Source organism: Winogradskya humida (assembly GCF_016862215.1).
Lineage (GTDB): Bacteria > Actinomycetota > Actinomycetes > Mycobacteriales > Micromonosporaceae > Actinoplanes > Actinoplanes humidus.
Map to the genome: position 1 here is coordinate 1 of NZ_BOMN01000075.1, position 20,739 is coordinate 20,739.

The following is a 20,739-nucleotide window of genomic DNA, read 5'->3' on the forward strand; positions in this document are numbered from 1 at the left end:
CGGCCACGCCCTCGCCCGAAACGCCGCTGCCGCCGGTGATGTCGTCGTCACTGAGTCGCATGCTTGTTCTCCTTCGTCGGTGGAGATCCCCGGGTACCCGTTTCGACGCCCCCTAATCGGGAAGCTTCCGATCATGCTGGTGATCGGCACCTCGGGCTGGCAGTACAAGGACTGGCGCGGCGAGGACCGGCTGTACGGACCGGCGTTGCCGCAGCGGCTCTGGCTCGAACGCTTCGCGGAGTCCTTCGCCACCGTCGAGGTCAACAACGCGTTCTACCGGCTGCCGGAGAAGGCCACATTCGAGAGCTGGCGCGAGCGCACCCCGGACGACTTCCGCTTCGCCGTGAAGATGAGCCGCTACCTGACGCACGTGAGGCGGCTGCACGAGCCGGCCGAGCCGGTGGCCCGGTTCCTGGACCGCGCCGAGGGGCTCGGCGGCAAGCTCGGGCCGGTGCTGATCCAGCTGCCGCCCACTCTGCGGGTGAACGTCGCCGATCTGGACGAGACGCTGTCCCGGTTTCCCCGCGGCGTGCGGGTGGCGGTCGAGCCACGGCACGACAGCTGGTGGACAGACGAGGTGCGCGACGTGCTGACGAGCCACAACGCGGCGCTGTCGTGGGCCGACCGCAAGGGGCGGCCGGTCACGCCGTTGTGGGAGACCGCGGACTTCGGCTACCTGCGGCTGCACGAGGGCAGGGCGCAACCGTGGCCGCACTACGGGCGCACGGCGCTGGTGAGCTGGATCGAGCGACTTCCGGGCGTACCCACATATGTGTTCTTCAACAACGATCCCGGCGGCGCGGCAGTGACCGACGCCACGACCATGGCCGCGCTCGCGCGTCGCCGCGGCTGGGATGTCACACGCACGCCGTAGGGTGGTCGGAGTGCTGAACGTTGAACTGAACGGGCGGGCGCCGGATGTGGCCGGGCTGCATCGGCTCGTCACACTGAACTACGGCCACTTCACCAGTTTCCAGGTGCGTGACGGCCGGGTCCGGGGTCTCGCCCTGCACCTGGCCCGGCTGGCCGACGGCGGCGAGGAGCTGTTCGGCTATCGCATCGGCGTCGCCGAGGAGCACCACCTGCTGGGGCTGATCCGGCACGCGCTCGGCCCGGTGCGGGACGCCTCGGTGCGGGTGACGCTGGTGCCGGGCCCCGAGATGAAGTCGCCGCCGGACATACTGGTCTCGGTCTCCGACCCGCTGCCCGGGAACGCCGGGCCGCCGCTGCGGATCCAGAGCGTCACCTATTCGCGTGATCTTCCGGAGCACAAGCATCGTGGCACGTTCATGCTGAACTACCACTTCCGCGAGGCGCAGCTGGCCGGCTTCGACGACCGGGTGTTCGTGGAGCCGGACGGCAGGGTCAGCGAGGGTACGGCGTGGAACCTCGCGCTCTGGGACGGCGACCAGGTGGTATGGCCGTCGGCGCCGATGCTGCGCGGCGTGACCATGGTGCTGTTGCAGATCGCGATGTCGATGAACGGCACGCCGTGGACGTTGCGCCCGGTCGACGCCGCGGAGCTGACCACATTCGCCGGAGCGGCGACGATCAATTCGATCGGCATTCAGGACGTCGCCAGCATCGACGAGGTGCCCCTTGTTGATCACCAGCTCGCGAAGATCCTCGGCGAGACCTGGGCCGAGGTTCCGTGGGACGAGCTCTGAGCCGTAATGCGATCAAGGTGAAAGCGTCACGCCTGGTGAAAATAATTGTTCGCAAAAAAGATCGGAATGGCCGGGCCCCGGCTCCACTGCCCGGGTAGCGGCGGTCCGCCGCCCCCACGATGGGGGACGGCGGACCGGGACGCTTTCCGTCAGCCCGCGCGGCGTTCGCGGTTGGCCTTGCAGTGGACACAGGTGGTCGCCGAAGGGAACACCTCGAGCCGCTCCACCGGAATGGGGTTGGAGCAGTTCTCACAGTTGCCGTAGGACCCTTCCTCCAGGCGCTGCATGGCGATCTCCGCCTGCGTACGCCGGTCGAGCAGGGTCCGTAGCAACGACGTCGCAGCGTCGCGCTCGGCGGTCTTGGAACCGCTGTCCGCCTGGTCGTCACCGGCGGCGTCGCCGATCTCGACCAGCCTGAGCCGATGGTTCTCGGCAACTGCTTCTTCGTACTCGGCGTTCAGGTCGTCGAAACGGGCCTGCAGCAGCACCCGGATCTGCCCGACCTCGTCGGACGAGCGACCCTTGGCGGTGTCGGCACCCTTACCCGTGATGACCGCGCTGTTGACGAGCATGTGCTCCCCCTGCCCTTCCCTCTGCCCCTGCCGGTGGACTCCCCCGAGCCGGCCCCCGTGTCGCACCGAGGAGCCGCCTGATACCCACCGCCGGGGCTCCCAAACGGGAGCCCCGCAAAAAAGTAACCGCAGCATAACTGTCAGTGCTCGTTACCGCCACGGACTGCGCAAATATGCTTTCGAGTCGCAGGTCACAGACGTGTGAGCGGTGATTCACTCACGCCGGAGCACCACGGCGGGGTGCCGCGGGTCGTCCAGCCGGACCACGACATCGGCGAATGCGGACGGGTCCACCTCGTCGTCGTAGCGAGCCAGCGCGGGCAGGGTCCAGTGCCGGCCGGGGTCGGTGCGGCGGGCCAGCGCACCGGCGGAGAGTTCCAGATGGACGGTCAGGTCGAAGGGCAGCCCGGCGCCGAGCAGCAGGGGGCCGTCGACGATCACCACGGCGTTGCGGGCCAGCTCGGCATAGGGCGCCCGGGCCGCACGATCGATGGCGGCGTCCCACAACCTGGGCACGATCCGGCCGCTGCCGCCCGGGCCCGCGGGGTCGAGCACCTCGCGGCGCAGGCCGGGCTCGTCCAGCCAGCCCGTGTAGTACGAATCCGGGTTGGTCCGGCCGAACTCGAGCCGCACCGACGCCGGGCGCAGGAAGTCGCCCGCCGCGATCCGCACCGCCGGGCGCCCGAGAACCCGCAGCGGCGCTATCAGGGCCTCGGCGAGGGCACCCGGATCGGCGGCGTCGGCACCGTCGATCGCGACCCGGACCCGGCCCTCGGGGTGATCCGTGGCGATCCGGTCGGAGAGCTCCCCCACCAGGTTGTCGAAGGAGACGGGGCGCACCTGCACCCGGGAAGCCTAGTCAGGCGTCGGCCTGGACCACGATGCGGGCGTCGTCGTCGAGGCGGTAGCCGACGCCGTAGACGGTGGTGATCAGCGGGACGGTGCCCATCTTGACCCGCAGGCGGCGCACGTGGACGTCGACCGTGCGCTCGCCGGTGTGCTCGTAGCCCCAGACCGCGGTGAGCAGCTGGGTGCGGCTGAAGACCCGGCGCGGGTGGGCGGCGAGGAACTGCAGCAGGTCGAACTCCAGGCGGGTCAGCGGCAGGAACTCGGCGCCGATCAGCACCCGGCGCGACGCGGCGAGCAGCCGCACCTCGATCCCGGCGGGCTCCGGGACGGCCACCGGGGCCGGCTCGACCGGCCCGCGCGGGGGATCGTCGACCGAGAGAGCGCCCTCGCCCGCCTCGACCAGGTCGCTGATCGCGTCGAGCAGGCGCCGGGCCTGCGGCGGCAGCGCCTCACCGGTGAGCGGGATGTTCAGCGTGACGGTCAGCGCCGTGGCCGCCCCCGAAAGCCCCGGCTTGCGAATTGTGGCGACCAGGGCACCCCCCGGCGCACCGTTCGAAGAATTCTGGGCAGTGCCTGCCGGATGTCGTCCGTGACGTCCCGGCAGGGCCGTGACCGCCATGGTGCCTCCCCGTCAAAAAATGGAACCAATTAATGCACGCTTAAACCGCGATCGATATTTCCGGGAAAACTCCCGGCGGGTCAAGGCGGCATCCACACTGTGGGATACGTGTTCCATTAGCGACGATGCATTTGTTTTGGCGGGACCCCGGGAATGCGATTACCGTCACGTCGCCCAATGGATGCCGTCCGTTTCCATCGCACCGGATTCATCCTCGCTGACCGGCGGCTGCAGACGCCATCCCGGCACCGACGGCCAGCGCACCGTGAGCACAATGGTCTCCTGGTCACCGGCCTGCCAGGAGTGGTCCTGACCGGGCCCCCAGACCACGTAGTCACCCGGCTCGCGCAGCAGCACGGTCCGGTCGCGCAACTCGATCCGGAACGTGCCGGTGATGAGCACCAGCAGCGCCGTACGCGTCTCGTGCGTGGCCCAGGCGGCCCGCCGGTCACCGGGCGGATGGACCCCCCACTTGACCTCGACCTCGTCGCTGTGCAACAGCTCGCCCTTGGGCATGAAATGGCCGAGCAGCCATCCCTGGTTGCGGGCGCCGTCCGCACCGGCCCGCCCGGCGTAGACCCCGTCGGTCACCGTTGTACCCCCTCCACGGAATGTGGCGCGAAGATTAACACCGTAGGGTGGCCGGTATGGCCGAGGAATGGGATGCGGAAACCATCGACTTCGCGCACCGGATGTTCGACCTCGCGCGCACGGGCGGCGAGGACGAGCTGGCCGCACAGGTGGCGCAGGGCCTGCCCGCCAACCTCACCAACGACAAGGGTGACACGCTGCTGATCCTCGCGGCCTATCACAACCATCCGGGGACCGTGGCGGCGTTGCTCGCGCACGGCGCCGACCCGGGCCGCGTCAACGACCGGGGCCAGACCGCCCTCGCCGCCGCCGTCTTCCGCAAGAACACCGAGTCGGTGTCGGCGCTGCTGAAGGCCGGGGCGAGCCCGGACGACGGCAGCCCCAGCGCCCGCGAGACCGCGGTCTTCTTCGACCTGCCCGAGATGCTGGGCCTGCTGCCCGCCGGCGGATCCGGAAGCGGCGAATAGGATGCGGGCGATCGCCGACGAGATGGTGCGGGCGGCCCGCGTGCTGCTGGCCCGCCACCCCGAAGCCGGGGCGGCCCTGAGCGACCGGTCACGGCGCTTCATCGACTACACGCCGATCACCGGGCGGGCCGGCGTCGAGCTCGCCGCCCTGGGCGGGCCGGAGCGCAAGGCCGCGTTCCAGCTGCTCGGCGCCGCGCTCAGCCAGCACGCGTTCGCCCAGGCCATGGCCGTGATCGCGCTCGAGGAGGTGCTGGACCGCCGCGAGGAGTTCCGGCGCGGGCGGCACAGCGAGGACTACTGGGTCGTGATCTACGGGACGCCCGGCGACGACGCGTGGGCGTGGCGCTTCGAGGGCCACCACCTGTCGGTGAGCATGACGGTGGTGGACGGGCGGGTCTCCCCCGCGCCGCTGTTCCTGGGTGCCAACCCGGCCCGCGTCGACGCGCTCGGGCGGGCGGTGCTGCGGCCGCTGGGCGTCGAGGAGGACCTCGGGCGGGAGCTGCTGACCGCGATGTCGCCCCGCAACCGGGAGCTGGCGGTGGTGTCCGACGTGGCGCCGTACGACATCAGGAGCGGGACCCAGCCGGTCAGCAGCCGGATCGAACCGGCCGGGGTGGCCCGCTCGGCGCTGCGGCCCGGTGAACGGGCGCTGCTCGACCAGCTGATGTCGCTCTACCTGGGCCGGCTGCCCGACGAGCTGGCGGCGGCACTGGACCCCGGATCTTCACCGAACGGCGAGGTGCACTTCGCGTGGGAGGGGCCGCCCCAGCCGGGGACCCGGCACTACTACCGGGTGCAGGCCGACGACCTGGTGATCGAATTCGACCAGACCACCGACGACGGCAACCACGCGCACAGCGTGCTGCGCCGCCCGGGCGGGGATTTCGGCGACGACGTGCTCGCCGAACACCACACGCGGGACTGACGGGCTATCCGGCCGGCCGGACGGGACCCCGGGTAACCTCAGTCCGCATTCGTCGGCCCGTCGGTGTCGTCACGATCCGTTACCTCAGCCAGAACCCATGTGTTGCGTGCTGGGGCATGATTGCCGTGCGCTTGACAGCCAGCACCATCGGAAATTGCGGCGTGCGGGCCTTCAGCACAACCTCCTGCGACATTTACGCGCTGCCAGACAGCCGATGATCGTTTCACGCGGTGGACAACACGGGGTGTCACCGCGGTGGGTATCGCGCTGAATCCCCGTGGATCGATTCGCCTTCTCGTGGCGGCGCACTCGGAGCACGGCGGGATTCTGCATGACGAACCTCAGGGCGGTGACACCATGTGCCGCATCCGCGGGACCCAGCCGATGACAGTTGCAGCCGCCAGGTCCAGGCCGATCACCCGGTCGCGGCGATGAGGGCAGAGCAGGCACGGGTCTTCCATGATTGATGGACCCGTGCCTGCTTGCTGTTCCGGGGTGCCTACCTATCCGGATCTTGGAACCACTGCCGTTTGCTCCTATTCGGCGCCGGAGGTGAGGCGGCGGCCGACGGCGGCGATGAGGCGGTCGAGCTCGGAGCCGAACGGGTTGTCGTGCACCAGGTAGGTCCACGTGGCGCTCGGGCGCACCAGGTCGGCGCGGTCGGGCTCCCAGCCGTCGGTGAGGTCGACCTCCTCGAACGTCGCGATGGTGCGGCTCTCGATCTCGGTGAAGACCTTCTGGAACGCGGGGACCGCGGCCCGGTGGAACTCGTCGAGCGGGTCGAGCTTGCCCAGCGCGCGCAGGTGCACACCCTCGCGGACCTCGGAGAGCTCGGCCAGGTGGTCCACCCAGAGCCGGTCGAGGTGGTAGAGCGCGATCGCGCGGGCCGCGTCGGAGAGGACGTCCTCGTCGGTCTCCTTCGCCTTCTCCGGCGACCTCTCCAGCAGCATGATCGTGGCGACCTCGGAGGTCAGCAGCCGCTCGCGGCGCTCGGCGAGCGCGACCCGCTGCTGCTCGATCACGACGCTGTAGCGCCAGGTGTTGCGGTGGATCTCGTGGTTGACGCCCTCGGCGACGCGCTGGGCGTGCTCGACCGCGTAGTCGACCTGGTCGTCGTGGACGACGCCGTCCATGTCCATCCGAGGTGACGACGGCAGGATGTCACCGGCGTGCCGGGTGACCAGGTTGTCCTCGAGGCTGACGAAGAAGACCGAGCCACCGGGGTCGCCCTGGCGGCCCGCGCGGCCGCGCAGCTGGTCGTCGACGCGGCGGCTGTCGTGCCGGCCGCTGCCGATGACGAACAGCCCGCCGAGCTCGACGACGGCGTCGCGGTCCTTCTCGTCGCTGCCGCCGAGGCGGATGTCGACGCCGCGGCCGGCCATCTGGGTGGAGACGGTGACCGCGCCGAGCGCGCCCGCCTCGGCGATGATGGTGGCTTCCTCGTCGTCGTTCTTCGCGTTCAGCACCACGGACGGGACGCCGGCGGCGGCGAGCTGCTTGGCCAGCAGCTCGGAGGCCTTCACGTCGAGGGTGCCGATGAGGACCGGGCGGCCCTTCTCGTGCGCGATCTTGATCTCCTCGACCAGCGCCTCGTCGCGCATGTCGTGCGCCGAGTAGATGCGGTCGGGCTCGTCCTCGCGGATGTTGGGCGTGTTCGACGGGATGACCGCGACCTCGAGCTTGAAGTACTCGCGGAGCTGCTCACCGACGTGCACGGCGGTCGCCGTCATGCCGCAGACGGTCTTGTAGAGCGCGATGTACGCCTGCACGGTGATCGTGTCGAGCACCTCGCCCTCGGCGGTGGCGCGCAGCCCCTCCTTGGCCTCGACGGCGGCCTGGAGCCCGTCGGGCCAGCGGCGGCGCTGGGCGACCCGGCCGCGCATCTCGTCGATCAGCTCGACCGAGCCGTCGCGCACGATGTAGTCGACGTCGCGGCGCAGCAGGGCCTCGGCGTGCAGCGCGACGTTGACGGCCGACAGCTCGGCGACGTGCTCGTCGGAGTACAGGTCGAGGTCCATCTTCTCCTCGAGGGCCTTGAGGCCCGCGTCGGTGAAGGCGACGCTGCGGCCGTCATCGGCGACCTCGAAGTCCTTGCCGGGGCGCAGCGCGCGGACCAGGTCGGCGGCGTTGTGCACCGGGTCGCTCTCGCCCACGACGTTGCCGGCGAGCACCATCGGCACCCGGGCCTCGTCGATCAGGATCGAGTCGGCCTCGTCGACGATCGCGGTGGCCAGCGTGCGCTGGACCCGGTCCTCGACGTCGGTGACGAGCTGGTCGCGCAGGTAGTCGAAGCCGGCCTCGCTGACCGAGACGTAGGTGACGTCGGCGGCATACGCCTCGCGGCGCTCCTGCGGCGTCGACGCCTCGGTGACCCAGCCGACGGTCAGCCCGAGGAGCTGGTAGACCGGCTCCATCCAGGACGCGTCGCGGCGGGCCAGGTAGTCGTTGACGGTCAGCACGTGCACCGGGCCGTTGCCGAGCCGCACGTGGCCGTACGCCGCGACGGTCGCGGTGAGCGTCTTGCCCTCACCGGTGGCCATCTCGGCGACCTTGCCGGAGAGCAGCGCCATCGCGCCGAGCAGCTGCACGTCGTACGGCCGCTGCTCGAGGGCGCGGCGGGCGGCCTCGCGGCCGACCGCGCAGATCTCCTCGAACGTCGCGGCCTCGCCGGCCGCGGCGGTCAGCGCCTCGTCGTCCAGCTCCTGGAGGGCCTCCTCGCGGGCCTCGATGGCCGGCAGCCGCTTCTCCAGCGGGCCGAGATCGACGGTGGTACCCGGACGCTGCAGAAACTTACGGAACCGGCTCTTCAGCCGCTGAGACACACCCATGGCGCTGTACGGTACTTCACTTTCCTTGGAGGTAGCTCAGGACACCAGCAGTTGATGTGCGGCGAGTTCCCGATATAAGGGACTTCGGTCGAGGAGTTCCGTGTGGGTGCCGGTGGCCACCACCCGGCCCTCCTCCAGGACCACGATCAGGTCGCTGTCCACCACCGTCGACAGGCGGTGCGCGACGATGATCAGCGTGCGCCTGCGGGACGCCGTCGCGATGGCGTCACGCAGCGCTGCCTCGTTACGGGCGTCGAGGTTGCTGGTGGGCTCGTCGAGCAGCAGGATCGGGGTGTCCGCGAGCAGCGTGCGGGCGATGGCGAGGCGCTGGCGCTCGCCGCCGGAGAGCAGCACGCCACCCTCCCCGACCTGCACGTCGAGCCCTTCAGGGGTACGCGTCACCAGCACGCCGAGGTTGACGTCGTCGAGGGCCCGCAGCAGCGTGGCGTCGTCGGCGCCGGGCGCGGTCAGCAGCAGGTTGTCACGCAGCGTGCCGGCGAGGACCGGGGCCTCTTGCTCGACGTAACCGAGTTGCCGTCGCAGTGCGTCACGGGGCAATCCGCGGATGTCGGCGCCGTTGACGCGTACCGATCCGTCGGTGACCTCGTAGAAACGCTCGATCAGGGCGAGAGTGGTGGATTTTCCCGCTCCGGACGGCCCGACCAGGGCCACCCGGGCGTTGCGGGGGACGGCGAACGAGACGTCGTGCAGGATCGGCTCGCCCTGCGCGTAGCGGAACGAGACGTTCTCGAACTCGACGGCCGGTGCCGCGTCCTCGAACTCTCGGGGTAAATCCGAAATGTCCGACTCAGTCTCGGTCGGGATCTTCAGAACCTCTTCGATGCGCTGCAGCGCACCCAACCCGGTCTGCAGCCGGGTGTACGCGTTGAGCGCCTGCCCCAACGGCATGACCAGGAAGAACAGGAACAGGATGAACGCCACGAGATCGCCGACGCTGATCGCCCCGGACGCCACCCGCGCCCCGCCCACGCCCAGGACCAGCAGGAACGCCCCCTGCGTCGCGGCGGTGGAGGCCGGTCCGACGATCGCCTCCAGCCGGGCGACGCGCATGCCGGCCTCGTACGCCTCGGTGGCACTGCGCCCGACGGTCTCGGCCTCGCGCTCCTCGGCGCCGCTGGCCCGGATCGTGCGCGCGGCACTCAGCGACCGCTCGACCGCGCTGGTCATCTCGCCGAGCCGCGCCTGGGCCTGGTTGGAGAGGCCCCGCACCCGGCGGGAGACCGTGACCGCCACGCCGAGCCCGACGGCGAGGCCGCCCAGAGCGACCGCGAGCAGCAGCGGGTCGAGCACCGCCATCGCGACGACCGCGCCGATGACCATGACGACTCCGGCGACCATTTCGAACAGCCCGGACGTCACTACGGCGCGCAGCAGCGTCGTGTCGGCACCCACCCGGGACAGCAGGTCGCCGGTACGCCGCGCGTCGTACTCCGCGATCGGCAGGTGCAGCAGGTGCCCGGCGAGCCGCCGCCGCGTGGTCAGCACCAGCCCCTCGGCCGTGCGCTGCAGCAGGTAGTCGCGGACGCCGCCGAGTGCCGCGCCGGTCAGCAGCAGCACGACCAGCAGCGACACCGGCGACCCGACCGGGCGTTTCGCGGTGATCGCGTCGAGCACCGTGCGGACCAGGACCGGCTGCACGAGCGCTGCGCCCGCGCTGAGGACGGAGAGCACCGCGACGACGACGAGGACGCCGCGGTGCTTTCTCAGATAGGGCAACAGCTCGCGCATAGGACGAGCGTAGCCACGCTCAGAAGCTGATGACGGCCTGCAGCTCCTGCCTGCGGCGCTCGGCCAGATCCGTCAGCAGCTCCGGCGCCTCGTCAAAAGGCACCACTGCGGAGATCAAGTGCTCCAGGATCCCTTTTCCGTACGCCCGGAGCAGCGCGATCGTCTCCGCGGACAACCGCTCCCGGTCCCACACCGGCGCCAGTCCCCGCGGCACGCGCCCGATCTGCGCACATCGCACGCCCAGCCCGTTGTGATGGAACTCCTCCCCGAGCCGCACCGCGTCCGCGCCGCCCGGATAGAACGCGAGGTCGATGACGGTGCCCTGCGGCCGCAGCAGGCGCAGCGCCAGGTGCAGCGCCGAGGCCTGCCCGCGGCACTGGAAGACGACGTCCGCGCCCCGGTCACCGGCGTGGTGGCGCCAGGCGGTCTTGAGCACCACCGCCGGGTCCCCGGCCGCCTCGGGGTCCAGCGTCTCGAGCCCCAGCGCCTCGGCGGCGGCCCGGCGCTCGGGGGTCGGGTCGAGCACCACCACCGAGGCCGCGCCGTGCGCCTTGGCGAACAGGGCGGTGAGCAGCCCGACAACGCCGGCACCGGTGACCGCGACCCGCCGCCCGGCCACGCCGTCGCCGAGGCTCCGGACGGAGGTGCCGTGCACGTCGGCGGCCGCGTGCAGCAGCCCGTTGGCGCAGATCGGGCCCATGTGCGCGGCGTAGATGCCCAGGATCGGGTCGAGATCTTCGGGCAGTTCGACGACCCGGTCGCGCAGCGGGTCGCCGGTCCAGCCGGTGCGGTGCCCGTACGTCATCGCCACGACCTTGCCGGTCTCCTCGATCCGGCCGACCTCCATGTAGCCGAGCCGGGTGACCGGCCAGGCCTGGGCGGGCCGGTCCTGGAAGAGGCCGAGCTCCGGGTCGAGGCTCGCGTGCAGGGCGGGGTTGGTGCCCTTGACGTACGTCAGCTCGGTCCCGGCCGAGATGCCCGAGTAGAGGGTGCGGACCCGGAACGGGCCGGGCGTCACCTCCTCCTCGACGATCTCCAGCTTGCCGGGGGCCGTCACGACGAGGTTGCGGTCATGCATGCGCGGCCGCCGACCCGGCCACGGCGAGCGCGAGGGTGTGGGTGCGCAGGGCCTCGGAGTACGGGACGCGGATGTCGTCGCCCTCCTTGCGGACGGCGTCGATGAACGCCCGGTCGACGGCGACGCGGGCCACCTCGGGGTCGCTCTCCACCTCGCGTACGCCGTCCGCGTCACGCACGGTCATGCCGGTCTCGGTGATCGCGAGGGCGAGGCCGTCGGCGTACACCTCGAGACCGGCCCTTTCTTTCCAGCCCAGGACGCAGGTGGCAGCGAGAGTGCCGACCGCGCCGCTCTCGAAGCGCAGCGTCGCCGCGGTGGCACCGTCCACGTCCGCGCCGCCCTCGGCCCGCGGCGGGGTGCCGTTGCCGAACGCGACGACCTCGCTCACCTCACCCGCCAGGTGCCGGGCGAGATCGAGGACGTGCGCGGCCTGTTCCACGACCGGGCCGCCGGAGCGGTCCCGGTGCGCCCACCACGCGACCGGCGGCACCTTGTCGAGCCAGGTTCCGCTGACGAGCCGGATGGGCCGGCCGTCGAGCAGACGCCGGGCTTCTTCCACAATGGGTAGATATCGCCAGTGATGACCTACCGCAGTGATGATTTCACGCTCCGCGATCAGCTCGCCGATCTCAACCGCCATATCCAGATTGAGCGATATGGGCTTTTCCACGAATAGTGGAAGACCGGCCTCGATCACGGCTCGTTCCGCGGGCCCGTGGGCAAACGGGGGCACGCACACGTAGACCGCGTCGAGACCCTCCCCCAGCAACGCCTCCGCGTCGGGGAGCGCCGCGATGCCGAACTCGTCCGCGAAGCGCCGCGCCGCCTCCGGCACCACGTCCGTGACGCCTGCGACCTGCACACCCGGCAGGGCCGAGAGCACCCGGGCATGGCGCTGCGCCACCCCTCCGGCGCCGATGAGACCTACCCGTGTCGCCGTCATCCGGCTCTCCTGTCGTCGATGCGTGAGTAACGGCGCAGGACTTCTCCGGAAGACCCCCGTCGAAACACCCGGCCCCGGGTTCACAGCTAGCCGTTACCTGCCAGGACGGTTGATCCAGTCCCCGCCGGGGGATTCCGCGATCTCCATTCGTGTTCGGGACCAGGGGGATTCGCCGATGCACCAGACCACCGCTTCACCCGTGGTAGAGGCCTGGACCACCTACCGCACGGCGAACGCCGCCCAGTGGACGGCCCGGGAGCTGGTCAGGGCGAAGGGCACGACCCGAGTCAGCGTGGTCATCCCCGCCCGCAACGAGGAAGCCACCGTCGGCCCGATCGTGGCCACCATCCTGCGGGACCTCGCGAGCCGGGGGGTGCCGTTGGTGGACGAGGTCGTCGTGGTCGACTCGCGGTCCACCGACGCCACCGCCGCCGTCGCGCGCGCGGCCGGCGCCCGCGTGGTGCACCAGGACGACGTGACCCGGGGGCTGCCCCGGATGGAGGGCAAGGGCGACGCGCTCTGGGCCGGGCTCGCCGCGAGCACCGGCGACGTCGTGGCCTTCGTCGACGGCGACCTGCGGCAGTTCTCCTCGACGTTCGTGACCGGCCTGCTCGGCCCGCTGCTGAGCGACCCGACGGTGGAGTTCGTCAAGGGCTTCTACCACCGGCCGCTGGTCAGCGCGGGCGGTGTCGAGGCCGACGGCGGGGGCCGGGTCACCGAGCTCGCCGCCCGCCCGCTGATCAACCTGTTCTGGCCGGAGCTCGCCGGGGTCGTGCAGCCCCTCGCCGGCGAGTACGCCGGACGCCGCGCCACCCTCGAGCGCATCCCGTTCGTCTCCGGGTACGGCGTCGAGATCGCGATGCTCATCGACCTGCTCGACCTCGTCGGCCTCGACGCGCTCGCCCAGGTCGACCTCGGTGAGCGCTACCACCGCCACCAGGGCACCGAGGCGCTCGGCCGGATGTCGGCGCAGATCATCGTCACCGCCTGGTCCCGGCTGCACCGCCGCGGCCTGGTGACGTCCGCGCTGCCCCCGTCGACGCTGCTCACCCAGTTCCGCCGCGGCGGCGACGCCGCGCTGCCGCACCTCGACCGGGAGATCGTCATGACCGACACCGCCGTCACCGAGCGCCCGCCGCTCGCCAGCCTCGCCCTGCGCGCCGCATGAAGGTCCTGATCAACGCCGGCCCGTGGCTGCCGGTCCCGCCGCTCGGCTACGGCGGCATCGAGAACATCGTGGCGACCCTGATCCCCGAGCTGCGCCGGCTCGGGGTGCAGGTGGTGCTCGCCAGCGTCGGCGACAGCACGCTGCCCGCCGACGAGCGGATCTCGGTCTACCCCTCCGGGCAGTTCGCCGCTCTGCAACGGCCGTACAACCAGGTCTGCGGTGTGGTCCCGGCACACCAGAACGCGGTCGTACGCCGTATCGCCGAAGGTGACATCGATCTGGTCCACGACCACGTGGAGGCCGCGGGGCTGGCGACATTGGCGGCGCTGGGGCCGTACTCTCCGCCCGGTCTGCAGACCTTGCACTGGGACCTGCAGAAACATCCCGACCTGTACGGCACGTTCGACGGCCGGGGCCGGGTCTACGTCAACGGTGTCTCCGCCGACCAGCTCAGCCACGCGCCCGCGGCCCTGCGCGCGCACTCCGTCGGGCACGTGCACCTCGCCACCCCGCTCGCCGCGACGCCCCAGCCCGCCGTGGAGAAGCACGGGCGGGTGGTCGTGCTCGGACGGATCACGCCGGGCAAGGGCCAGGACCTCGCCGCCCGGCTCGCCCACAGCGCCGGGTTCGACCTCGTGCTCGCCGGGCCCGTCGGGCCGTACCACCGGGCCGATCAGCTCGAGAACGCCGACCCGCAGAACCCGGACGTACGGTTCTGGCGTGAGCAGGTCGCCCCGCACGTCGACGGTGACCGGGTGCGCTGGATCGGGACCGTGACCGGGCAGGCCCGCGACGACCTCGTGGCGGGCGCGAGTGCGGCGCTGTTCCCGCTGCGCTGGAACGAGCCGGGGGGCACGGCGGTGGTCGAGGCCCTCGCACTGGGTACACCGGTGGTCGGCATCGCTCGCGGCTGCCTGCCCGAGCTGATCGACCAGGGCCGCACCGGGCTGCTCACGACCGAGGAGGACGAGTTGGGCGATCTCGTACGCGCGGCCTCCTCGATCGACCCCGGCGAATGCCGCGCGGAGGCCGTCCGTCGCTTCTCCCCCGGGGTGATGGCATCGGCGTACCTCGATCTGTATGAACGCGTACGGTCCTCGGCGGCCGCCCTGGTCTGAGCCGGACCGGAATCCGCGTTTGTCCCGGGCCGCCGGTGGGTAACAGTCACGCACGACGCGACGGGTACGGCACGACGGGCCCGTCGATGACGGGGGTGAAGGGAGGCGGATGTCCAGCCAGCTGATGTGCCGGCCGGAACGCAGCCTCCCCGTGGCCGTCCTGCGGGTCAGCGGGGTGCTCGACGACCTGACCCGCGGGGCGCTGGCCCAGGCCGTCGCCCGCAGCCTCTCGGCCCAGCCGGAGTCGCTGCTCATCGACGTCGCCACCCTGGAGGTCCCCGGCACCGCGTCGCTGAGGATGCTCGAGGATCTCGTGTGCCGTCCCGCCCAGTGGCCGGCCGTGCCGATCGTGCTGTGCGGCGCCGGCCCCGACATGACGCGGGCCCTCGCCGGGTGGCCCGGCTGCGACGCGGTGACCACGGCGCTCAGCTGCGACGACGCCCTGGCCCGGGCGCGTGACGAGCCGGAACCGCGACGGGTGCGCGTACGGCTGCGTCCCGTGCCCGACGCCTGCCGTCAGGTGCGGCAGCTGGTGACCCAGACCTGCACCGGCTGGCAGCATCGCGAGGTGGCCTCCACCGCCGCCCTGGTCGCCACGGAACTCGTCGCCAACGTGGTCCGGCACGCCCACACCACCATGGACTTCACGCTCGGCCTGCGCGACGGGCTCGTCTGTCTCACCGTCCGCGACGGCAGCCGGCTGTTACCCCAGCCCAAGGATCCCGGCGTCGCCGAGGCGGGCGGGCGCGGCCTGCACCTCGTCCGGGAGCTGACGGAGGCCTGGGGCGTGCTTCCCGTGCCGGACGGCAAGGTCGTCTGGACCCAGCTGGCGGCGAGCACCCCATGACCGCCGGGCGCCGGGACATCGTCGCGGCCGGCGCCTCCGCCGGTGGGGTCGAAGCGCTCCGCGCCCTGGTCTCCGGCCTGCCCAGCGATTACGCCGGCACCCTGCTCGTGGTCCTGCACCTGCCCCGCAACGCCCCCACCGCCCTGCCCGCGATCCTGTCCCGCGCCGGTGCGCTGTCCGCCGCCCAAGCCGTCGACGGCGAGTCGCTGCGCCCCGGGCACATCCATGTCGCCCCGAGCGACCACCATCTGCTGATCCTCGAGGGCCGCATCCGGATCACCCGGGGCCCGGCGGAGAACGGCCACCGCCCCGCGATCGACCCGCTCTTCCGGTCCCTCGCCCGCGCCTTCGGCCGGCGGGCGGTCGGTGTGGTCCTCTCCGGTACGCGGGACGACGGCGCATCGGGGCTGGCCGGCATCGTGGCGCGGGGCGGCACCGCCGTGGTGCAGGACCCGGCCGAGGCGCTCTACCCGTGGATGCCGCACGCCGCCATCGCGCACGCCTCACCCCAGCACATCGTGCCCGCCGCCAGGATCGGGCCACTGCTGGCGGAGCTGGCCGCCCTGCCCTGCCCCGCTTCCGTCTCGCACGCTTCCCCCGGCCTCGCCTGCCCTGCCTGCGGCGGCCCCGCGCTGGAAGGGGCACTGTGGATAGCCCTGCGTGCCCTCGAGGAGAAATCCGCACTCAGCCGGCGCATGGCAGCCGGCAGGGCCGAGCGGAAATCGTCGGCCGGTACGAGCTATTCCGATCTAGCACAGGACGCGGAGGACGCGGGCGCGACCATCCGGCAGCTCATCGCCCGGCTCGATGTGGGGTAACGTCTGGCCGTGTACCCCACCGACCCCGCCTTCGAGGCACTGCTCGTCCATCTCAAGGAGACGCGCGGTTTCGACTTCACGGGGTACAAACGATCCAGCCTGATGCGCCGGGTCGACCGCCGGATGACGCAGGTCGACTCCGCCGGGTACGCCGACTACCTCGACTACCTCCAGGTGCACCCGGACGAGTTCACCGTCCTGTTCAACACCGTCCTGATCAACGTGACCGCGTTCTTCCGGGACCCGGACGCCTGGGCGTACCTCTCCGCCGAGGTCCTGCCCGCACTGCTCGCCGCCAAGCCCGCCGGTGCACCGATCCGCGTGTGGTCCGCCGGCTGCGCCTCGGGCGAGGAGGCGTACACCCTCGCCATGGTGCTCGCCGAGGCGCTGGGCATCGACGCCTTCCGCGAACGGGTGAAGATCTACGCGACCGACGTGGACGAGGAGCAGCTCGGCGAGGCCCGGCAGGCGACCTACGGCGAGCGCGAGATGGAATCGGTCCCGCCCGGGATGGCGGCGAAATACTTCGAGCCGGCGGGTACGGGCTTCACGTTCCGCAAGGACCTGCGGCGCTCGGTCATCTTCGGCCGCAACGACCTCGTGCAGGACGCCCCGATCTCCCGGATCGACATCCTGACCTGCCGCAACACCCTGATGTACTTCAACGCCGAGACCCAGGCGAAAATCCTCTCCCGCTACCACTTCGCGCTCTGCGACAGCGGGGTGCTCTTCCTGGGCAAGGCCGAGATGCTGCTCAGCCATGGCAGCCTGTTCCACCCGATCGACCTGAAACGCCGCATCTTCCGCAAGGTGCCCCGCGCCATGCCGATCAGCGGCGCGGTCTTCGCCGAAGCGCCCACCAGCGACGGCAGCACCGTCCACGGCCTCGACGAACTCCGCAACGAGGCGTTCTCGGCCAGCCCGTCCGCCCAGCTCGGCCTCACCTTCGACGGCCTCGTCGCCCTCACCAACCGCGGCCTCGAGAAGATGTTCGGGGTCTCGTCCCGCGACATCGGCCGGCCCTTCCGCGACCTGGAGATCTCCTACCGCCCCGTCGAGTTGCGCCGCTACATCGAACAGGCCCAGATCGACCGCCGCACCCTGCGCGTCACCGACGTCGAATACGGCCACAACGGCGACACGGTCAACCTCGAGATCCAGGTCAGCCCGCTCACCGGCGCCGACGGCCGGCTCCTCGGCGTCAACCTCATCTTCCACGACGTCACCGCCGCCCGCCGCCTGCAGGACGACCTCGAACTGGCCAACCAGCAACTCGAAGCCGCGTACGAGGAGCTCCAGTCCACCAACGAGGAACTGGAAACCACCAACGAGGAACTCCAGTCAACCGTCGAGGAGCTCGAAACCACCAACGAGGAACTCCAGTCCACCAACGAGGAACTGGAAACGATGAACGAGGAGCTCCAGTCCACCAACGACGAGCTCCAGAACATCAACGACCAGCTCCGCGTCAGCACCGACCGCCTCGACGAGGCCAACTCGTTCCTCGAAACGGTCCTGACGAGCCTGCGGGCCGGCGTCGCCGTGGTCGACCGGGACCTGCGCATCCGGATGTGGAACAAACGCGCCGTAGACCTCTGGGGCGTACGGTCCCAGGAAGCCGTCGGCCAGCACTTCCTCAACCTCGACATCGGCCTGCCCTTCGAACAGCTCCGCCCCATGCTCCGGGCAGCCCTCGCCGGCCCCTCCCCCGCCTTCGAAGAAATCACCCTCGACGCCATCAACCGCCGCGGCCGCAAGGTCATGGTCCGGGTCGCCTTCGCCCCCCTCCGCAACGAGAACGGCACCGAGGAAACCGTCGGCGCCATCATCGTCATGGAAGCCGACGACGTCTGACCTCCCCTCGTGCTATCGGGGCGGTAGACCACTCGGGGCGTCATCCTCCCGCCCGACGGGCGACCACTCGGCCGGCGGCGCGGTGCTGTCCGGGGCCGTGGGTGCGACGGGTGCGGCCGCGGATCGGGGCGGGAGGCCTGAGGGCTCGGCATCCCCGGCCTGCTGCGCCCAGGCCGGCTGCGGAGCCATACTCTGCGGGGCTCCACCCTGCCATGCTGCTTGAGGTGGGCCTTGCTGCTGGCCCTGGCCCTGGTGGCCCTGGTGGCCCTGCTGGCCCTGCTGGCCCGGCTGGCCCGGCTGGCCCGGGTGGCCCGGGTGGCCCGGGTGGCCCGGGTGCTGGTCTTGCTGCTGGAGACCGCTCGGTTGCGGCCCCGGGAGAGGGCCACCCTGCAGGGCTGCGCTGTTCTGCAGACCGGACGGCTCCCCGCCCCCCGGCTGCGGCAAGCTGAGCTGCGCCATCTGCGGCGGCTCCAACGGCGGCCGGTTCGGCCGCGACCCCTGCCCCAACCCACTCGGCTGCTGATCTCCCTGCGGCATTTCCACCGGCGGCCGCCCCGCCTGCGGAGCAGGAACATCAACCCACTCCCCCTTCTTGGCAGGCTGACCTGCCCCCGCCCGCGGCCCCGCACCGGCCTGCGCACTCCTGCGACCAGCGGGATCGGGCCGCAAAAACGCACTCTCCACCGGCGTAGCTGTGTGATTCGGCGGCTGACCGCCGGGGCTGGGAACGGCCTGCGGCGGGGTTGCGGCAGCGGGCGCACTGCTGGGCATGACAGCTGAGCCTGGGGCGGTGAGGCCTGAGCCCGGGTCAGCAAGGCCGGAACTGAGCGGGCCGGGGTCGGTGAATCCGGCGCCCGCAGGTGCCTGCGAAGGCTGACCTGCTGTCGCAAACCCGGGTGCGGCAAGTGGCTGCGCCGCGAACCCAGAAGCAGTGAGCCCGGGAGGCGCGGTGAGCCCCGGGGGTGTTGTGAGGCCGGGAGGCGCCGTGAGCCCGGGGGCGGCAGCTCCAGGTGCGGTGAGGCCCGGTGCGGTGAGACCCGGCGCGGTGAGACCCGGTGCGGTGAGACCCGGTGCGGTGAGACCGGGAGGGGTGAGGCCGGGAGGGGTGGTGAGGCCGGGGGCGGCGGGCGCGGGTACTGCGGCCGGTTGAGCTGCGAGATGGGGGCCCGTGGCAGGTACTCCGGCAGGGATCTGGCCCGCATTTCCGGGGCCGGCCGGTGGCTGCCCGAAATTGGCGGGTGTCAGACCTGCGATGCCCGAGACTCCAGAGCCTGGGACAGCAAGACCGGAGACGGCAGCACCCACAGCACCGTCACTCGGCGCGCCGTCGCTCGGCGCGCCACTACCAAGCGCGCCATTGCCAAGCGCGCCACTACCAAGCGCGCCATTGCCAAGCGCGCCATTGCCAAGCGCGCCACCGCCGAGCGCGGCGGCGCCTGGGGCGACGAACCCCGGAGCAGCAAGGCCCGGAACGGCGACGCCCGGAACGGCGACGCCCGGGACAGCGAAGCCCGTCGAAGTAGCGCCCGGCATTGCGGAACCGGGGACAGCGGTGCCAGGCACAGCGGAGCCGAAGGGTGCCGAACCCGGGGTGGCTGAGCCTGGGGTTGGAGCGCCTGCGGTTGGACCGCCTGCGGTTGGACCGCCTGGGGTGGGTGGCGTTGGTGGGGTTCCGGTGGGGGGTGATGGGTGGGGTGCGGGCGTGCTCAGGTTGTCCGGGGTGGTGAAGGGGCTGAGGGTGGGGTTGCCGTTCGGGGTGGGCTGGGGCGGGCGGGTTGAGGGAGTGAAGCGGGGGGCGTCGAGGGGGCGGTTCTGCTGGGTGAACAGCGGTGGGCCGAGCAGGAGGGGGTCGATGTTCGTGGGGCGTGGGGCCGGTGACGGGTTCGGTGTCGCGGACGGTTGGTGGAGAGGCTGCGGTGCGGCTGTGTTCGGGGCCTGCGAAGGCTGGGGGTACCCCGCGCCCGGGTAGGACGAGCCTGGTTGCCCGGGTGCGCCGGCCGGGTCGCCGGGGTGGCCTGCGAGGTCCGGCTGGCCGGGACGATCCGTGAAGCCCGAGGGGGCAGGTGCGCCAGGACGATCCGCGAAGCCCGGGGCAGGGGCGCCGGGACGATCCGCGAAGCCCGGGGCAGAGGCAGGGGCGCCGGGACGGTTCGCGAAGTCCGAGGAGGCAGGGGTGCCGGGAAACTCCGGTGCGCCCGGACGTGCGGCGGGATTGTCGGGGCGGTCACCGGTGAGGTTCGAAGCGCTGGGGTGGGCCAGGGGTGGCGACGGGAACGCCTGTGCTGGGCCGGTGTTGTCGGGCGGGGTGCCGAATTGCGGACCGGTGTTGGGCATTCCGGTCTGCGGGGTGTCGTACTGGGACGAGCCGGGCTGCGGGATGTCGTAGTTCGAAGCGCCCGACTGCGACGCACCGAACTGGGACGTCTCCCACTGTGACGGTCCAGGCTGCGACGGCCCAGGCTGCGACGTACCCGGGTGAGGGGGCATGGGTTGCGCACCGCCGGGGTGCGGAAGCCCGGGCGTGGAACCGAGCGGGACAGAACCGGGCGCGGTGAGACCGCCCGGCGCGGTGAGGCCCGGCGCGGTGAGGCCCGGCGCGGTGAGGCCCGGCGCGGTGAGGCCGGGCTCAGGCGGGGTGAGGTGGGG

Annotated in this window: 19 protein-coding genes; 11 read left to right on the forward strand and 8 right to left on the reverse strand. The window is 71.5% G+C overall.

The window, feature by feature from the left end:
- Window positions 1-133: 133 nt before the first annotated feature.
- Together Ahu01nite_RS27225 and Ahu01nite_RS27230 are read left to right on the forward strand one after the other, a co-directional pair.
- Window positions 134-874: a DUF72 domain-containing protein gene (locus tag Ahu01nite_RS27225; RefSeq protein WP_203839486.1), complete on the forward strand. Its 741-nt coding sequence runs from the start codon at window positions 134-136 to the stop codon at window positions 872-874.
- A 10-nt stretch (window positions 875-884) separates the two neighbouring features.
- Window positions 885-1,667, forward strand: a complete 783-nt coding sequence (locus Ahu01nite_RS27230) for an aminotransferase class IV (RefSeq protein WP_203839487.1) — start codon at window positions 885-887, stop codon at window positions 1,665-1,667.
- Window positions 1,668-1,816: 149 nt separating this feature from the next.
- Here the strand turns inward: Ahu01nite_RS27230 and Ahu01nite_RS27235 are convergent, their stop codons facing one another.
- From Ahu01nite_RS27235 to Ahu01nite_RS27250, 4 genes are all read right to left on the reverse strand, one after another.
- Entirely contained in the window at window positions 1,817-2,239 is a 423-nt protein-coding gene (locus Ahu01nite_RS27235) for a TraR/DksA family transcriptional regulator (protein ID WP_239159176.1), read from the reverse strand.
- A gap of 213 nt (window positions 2,240-2,452) precedes the next feature.
- Window positions 2,453-3,085 carry a nucleoside/nucleotide kinase family protein gene (locus Ahu01nite_RS27240; protein ID WP_203839488.1) on the reverse strand — a complete coding sequence of 211 codons (633 nt, stop codon included), beginning with the start codon at window positions 3,083-3,085 and terminating at the stop codon, window positions 2,453-2,455.
- A gap of 13 nt (window positions 3,086-3,098) precedes the next feature.
- A complete protein-coding gene (locus Ahu01nite_RS27245) occupies window positions 3,099-3,707 on the reverse strand; it encodes a winged helix-turn-helix domain-containing protein (RefSeq protein WP_203839489.1) in 609 nt (202 codons plus the stop codon).
- Between the two features lie 165 nt (window positions 3,708-3,872).
- Complete coding sequence (locus Ahu01nite_RS27250; RefSeq protein ID WP_203839490.1) at window positions 3,873-4,298, reverse strand: cupin domain-containing protein; 426 nt, start codon at window positions 4,296-4,298, stop codon at window positions 3,873-3,875.
- 56 nt (window positions 4,299-4,354) lie between these two features.
- On the opposite strand from Ahu01nite_RS27250, the gene Ahu01nite_RS27255 reads away from it, so the two are divergent.
- Together Ahu01nite_RS27255 and Ahu01nite_RS27260 are read left to right on the forward strand one after the other, a co-directional pair.
- Window positions 4,355-4,765: an ankyrin repeat domain-containing protein gene (locus tag Ahu01nite_RS27255; RefSeq protein ID WP_203839491.1), complete on the forward strand. Its 411-nt coding sequence runs from the start codon at window positions 4,355-4,357 to the stop codon at window positions 4,763-4,765.
- Between the two features lies 1 nt (window position 4,766).
- A complete protein-coding gene (locus tag Ahu01nite_RS27260; RefSeq protein ID WP_203839492.1) occupies window positions 4,767-5,690 on the forward strand; it encodes a DUF3500 domain-containing protein in 924 nt (307 codons plus the stop codon).
- Between the two features lie 536 nt (window positions 5,691-6,226).
- Here the strand turns inward: Ahu01nite_RS27260 and secA2 are convergent.
- The 4 genes from secA2 to Ahu01nite_RS27280 are packed head-to-tail and all read right to left on the reverse strand — an operon-like array spanning window position 6,227 to window position 12,288.
- Window positions 6,227-8,518, reverse strand: coding sequence for an accessory Sec system translocase SecA2 (gene secA2 / locus Ahu01nite_RS27265; protein ID WP_203839493.1), 2,292 nt, complete (start codon window positions 8,516-8,518; stop codon window positions 6,227-6,229).
- 36 nt (window positions 8,519-8,554) lie between these two features.
- Window positions 8,555-10,267: an ABC transporter ATP-binding protein gene (locus Ahu01nite_RS27270; RefSeq protein WP_203839494.1), complete on the reverse strand. Its 1,713-nt coding sequence runs from the start codon at window positions 10,265-10,267 to the stop codon at window positions 8,555-8,557.
- A 19-nt stretch (window positions 10,268-10,286) separates the two neighbouring features.
- The gene (locus Ahu01nite_RS27275) at window positions 10,287-11,345 is read right to left on the reverse strand and encodes a zinc-dependent alcohol dehydrogenase (RefSeq protein WP_203839495.1); all 1,059 of its coding nucleotides are present in this window, start codon (window positions 11,343-11,345) and stop codon (window positions 10,287-10,289) included.
- Complete coding sequence (locus Ahu01nite_RS27280) at window positions 11,338-12,288, reverse strand: Gfo/Idh/MocA family protein (protein ID WP_203839496.1); 951 nt, start codon at window positions 12,286-12,288, stop codon at window positions 11,338-11,340. The genes Ahu01nite_RS27275 and Ahu01nite_RS27280 overlap by 8 nt, the downstream gene beginning before the upstream one ends.
- Window positions 12,289-12,463: 175 nt before the next feature.
- Here Ahu01nite_RS27280 and Ahu01nite_RS27285 point away from each other — a divergent pair, with 175 nt between their 5' ends.
- The 7 genes from Ahu01nite_RS27285 (at window position 12,464) to Ahu01nite_RS52050 (ending at window position 19,692) form a co-directional block, all read left to right on the forward strand.
- Complete coding sequence (locus Ahu01nite_RS27285) at window positions 12,464-13,456, forward strand: glucosyl-3-phosphoglycerate synthase (protein ID WP_203839497.1); 993 nt, start codon at window positions 12,464-12,466, stop codon at window positions 13,454-13,456.
- Window positions 13,453-14,574, forward strand: coding sequence for a glycosyltransferase (locus tag Ahu01nite_RS27290; protein ID WP_203839498.1), 1,122 nt, complete (start codon window positions 13,453-13,455; stop codon window positions 14,572-14,574). The genes Ahu01nite_RS27285 and Ahu01nite_RS27290 overlap by 4 nt, the downstream gene beginning before the upstream one ends.
- Before the next feature lie 109 nt (window positions 14,575-14,683).
- Window positions 14,684-15,421, forward strand: a complete 738-nt coding sequence (locus Ahu01nite_RS27295; protein WP_203839499.1) for an ATP-binding protein — start codon at window positions 14,684-14,686, stop codon at window positions 15,419-15,421.
- A complete protein-coding gene (locus Ahu01nite_RS27300; RefSeq protein ID WP_203839500.1) occupies window positions 15,418-16,239 on the forward strand; it encodes a chemotaxis protein CheB in 822 nt (273 codons plus the stop codon). The genes Ahu01nite_RS27295 and Ahu01nite_RS27300 overlap by 4 nt, the downstream gene beginning before the upstream one ends.
- Before the next feature lie 9 nt (window positions 16,240-16,248).
- On the forward strand, window positions 16,249-18,093 hold the full coding sequence (locus tag Ahu01nite_RS27305) for a CheR family methyltransferase (protein ID WP_203839501.1): 1,845 nt from the start codon (window positions 16,249-16,251) through the stop codon (window positions 18,091-18,093).
- Between the two features lie 231 nt (window positions 18,094-18,324).
- Window positions 18,325-18,873 (forward strand): hypothetical protein, encoded by a 549-nt coding sequence (locus Ahu01nite_RS50620; RefSeq protein WP_239159177.1) that lies wholly within the window; start codon window positions 18,325-18,327, stop codon window positions 18,871-18,873.
- A 129-nt stretch (window positions 18,874-19,002) separates the two neighbouring features.
- A complete protein-coding gene (locus Ahu01nite_RS52050) occupies window positions 19,003-19,692 on the forward strand; it encodes an HvfA family oxazolone/thioamide-modified RiPP metallophore (RefSeq protein WP_438874834.1) in 690 nt (229 codons plus the stop codon).
- Window positions 19,693-20,739 lie beyond the last annotated feature (1,047 nt).

What these genes read in the sequence shown, in the direction of transcription:
- Ahu01nite_RS27225 (WP_203839486.1), top strand. Translation starts at nt 134, where the DNA reads ATGCTGGTGATCGGCACCTCGGGCTGGCAGTACAAGGACTGGCGCGGC.
- Ahu01nite_RS27235 (WP_239159176.1), bottom strand. Translation starts at nt 2,239, where the DNA reads ATGCTCGTCAACAGCGCGGTCATCACGGGTAAGGGTGCCGACACCGCC.
- Ahu01nite_RS27245 (WP_203839489.1), bottom strand. Translation starts at nt 3,707, where the DNA reads ATGGCGGTCACGGCCCTGCCGGGACGTCACGGACGACATCCGGCAGGC.
- Ahu01nite_RS27255 (WP_203839491.1), top strand. Translation starts at nt 4,355, where the DNA reads ATGGCCGAGGAATGGGATGCGGAAACCATCGACTTCGCGCACCGGATG.
- Ahu01nite_RS27260 (WP_203839492.1), top strand. Translation starts at nt 4,767, where the DNA reads ATGCGGGCGATCGCCGACGAGATGGTGCGGGCGGCCCGCGTGCTGCTG.
- secA2 (WP_203839493.1), bottom strand. Translation starts at nt 8,518, where the DNA reads ATGGGTGTGTCTCAGCGGCTGAAGAGCCGGTTCCGTAAGTTTCTGCAG.
- Ahu01nite_RS27270 (WP_203839494.1), bottom strand. Translation starts at nt 10,267, where the DNA reads ATGCGCGAGCTGTTGCCCTATCTGAGAAAGCACCGCGGCGTCCTCGTC.
- Ahu01nite_RS27275 (WP_203839495.1), bottom strand. Translation starts at nt 11,345, where the DNA reads ATGCATGACCGCAACCTCGTCGTGACGGCCCCCGGCAAGCTGGAGATC.
- Ahu01nite_RS27280 (WP_203839496.1), bottom strand. Translation starts at nt 12,288, where the DNA reads ATGACGGCGACACGGGTAGGTCTCATCGGCGCCGGAGGGGTGGCGCAG.
- Ahu01nite_RS27285 (WP_203839497.1), top strand. Translation starts at nt 12,464, where the DNA reads ATGCACCAGACCACCGCTTCACCCGTGGTAGAGGCCTGGACCACCTAC.
- Ahu01nite_RS27290 (WP_203839498.1), top strand. Translation starts at nt 13,453, where the DNA reads ATGAAGGTCCTGATCAACGCCGGCCCGTGGCTGCCGGTCCCGCCGCTC.
- Ahu01nite_RS27295 (WP_203839499.1), top strand. Translation starts at nt 14,684, where the DNA reads ATGTCCAGCCAGCTGATGTGCCGGCCGGAACGCAGCCTCCCCGTGGCC.
- Ahu01nite_RS27300 (WP_203839500.1), top strand. Translation starts at nt 15,418, where the DNA reads ATGACCGCCGGGCGCCGGGACATCGTCGCGGCCGGCGCCTCCGCCGGT.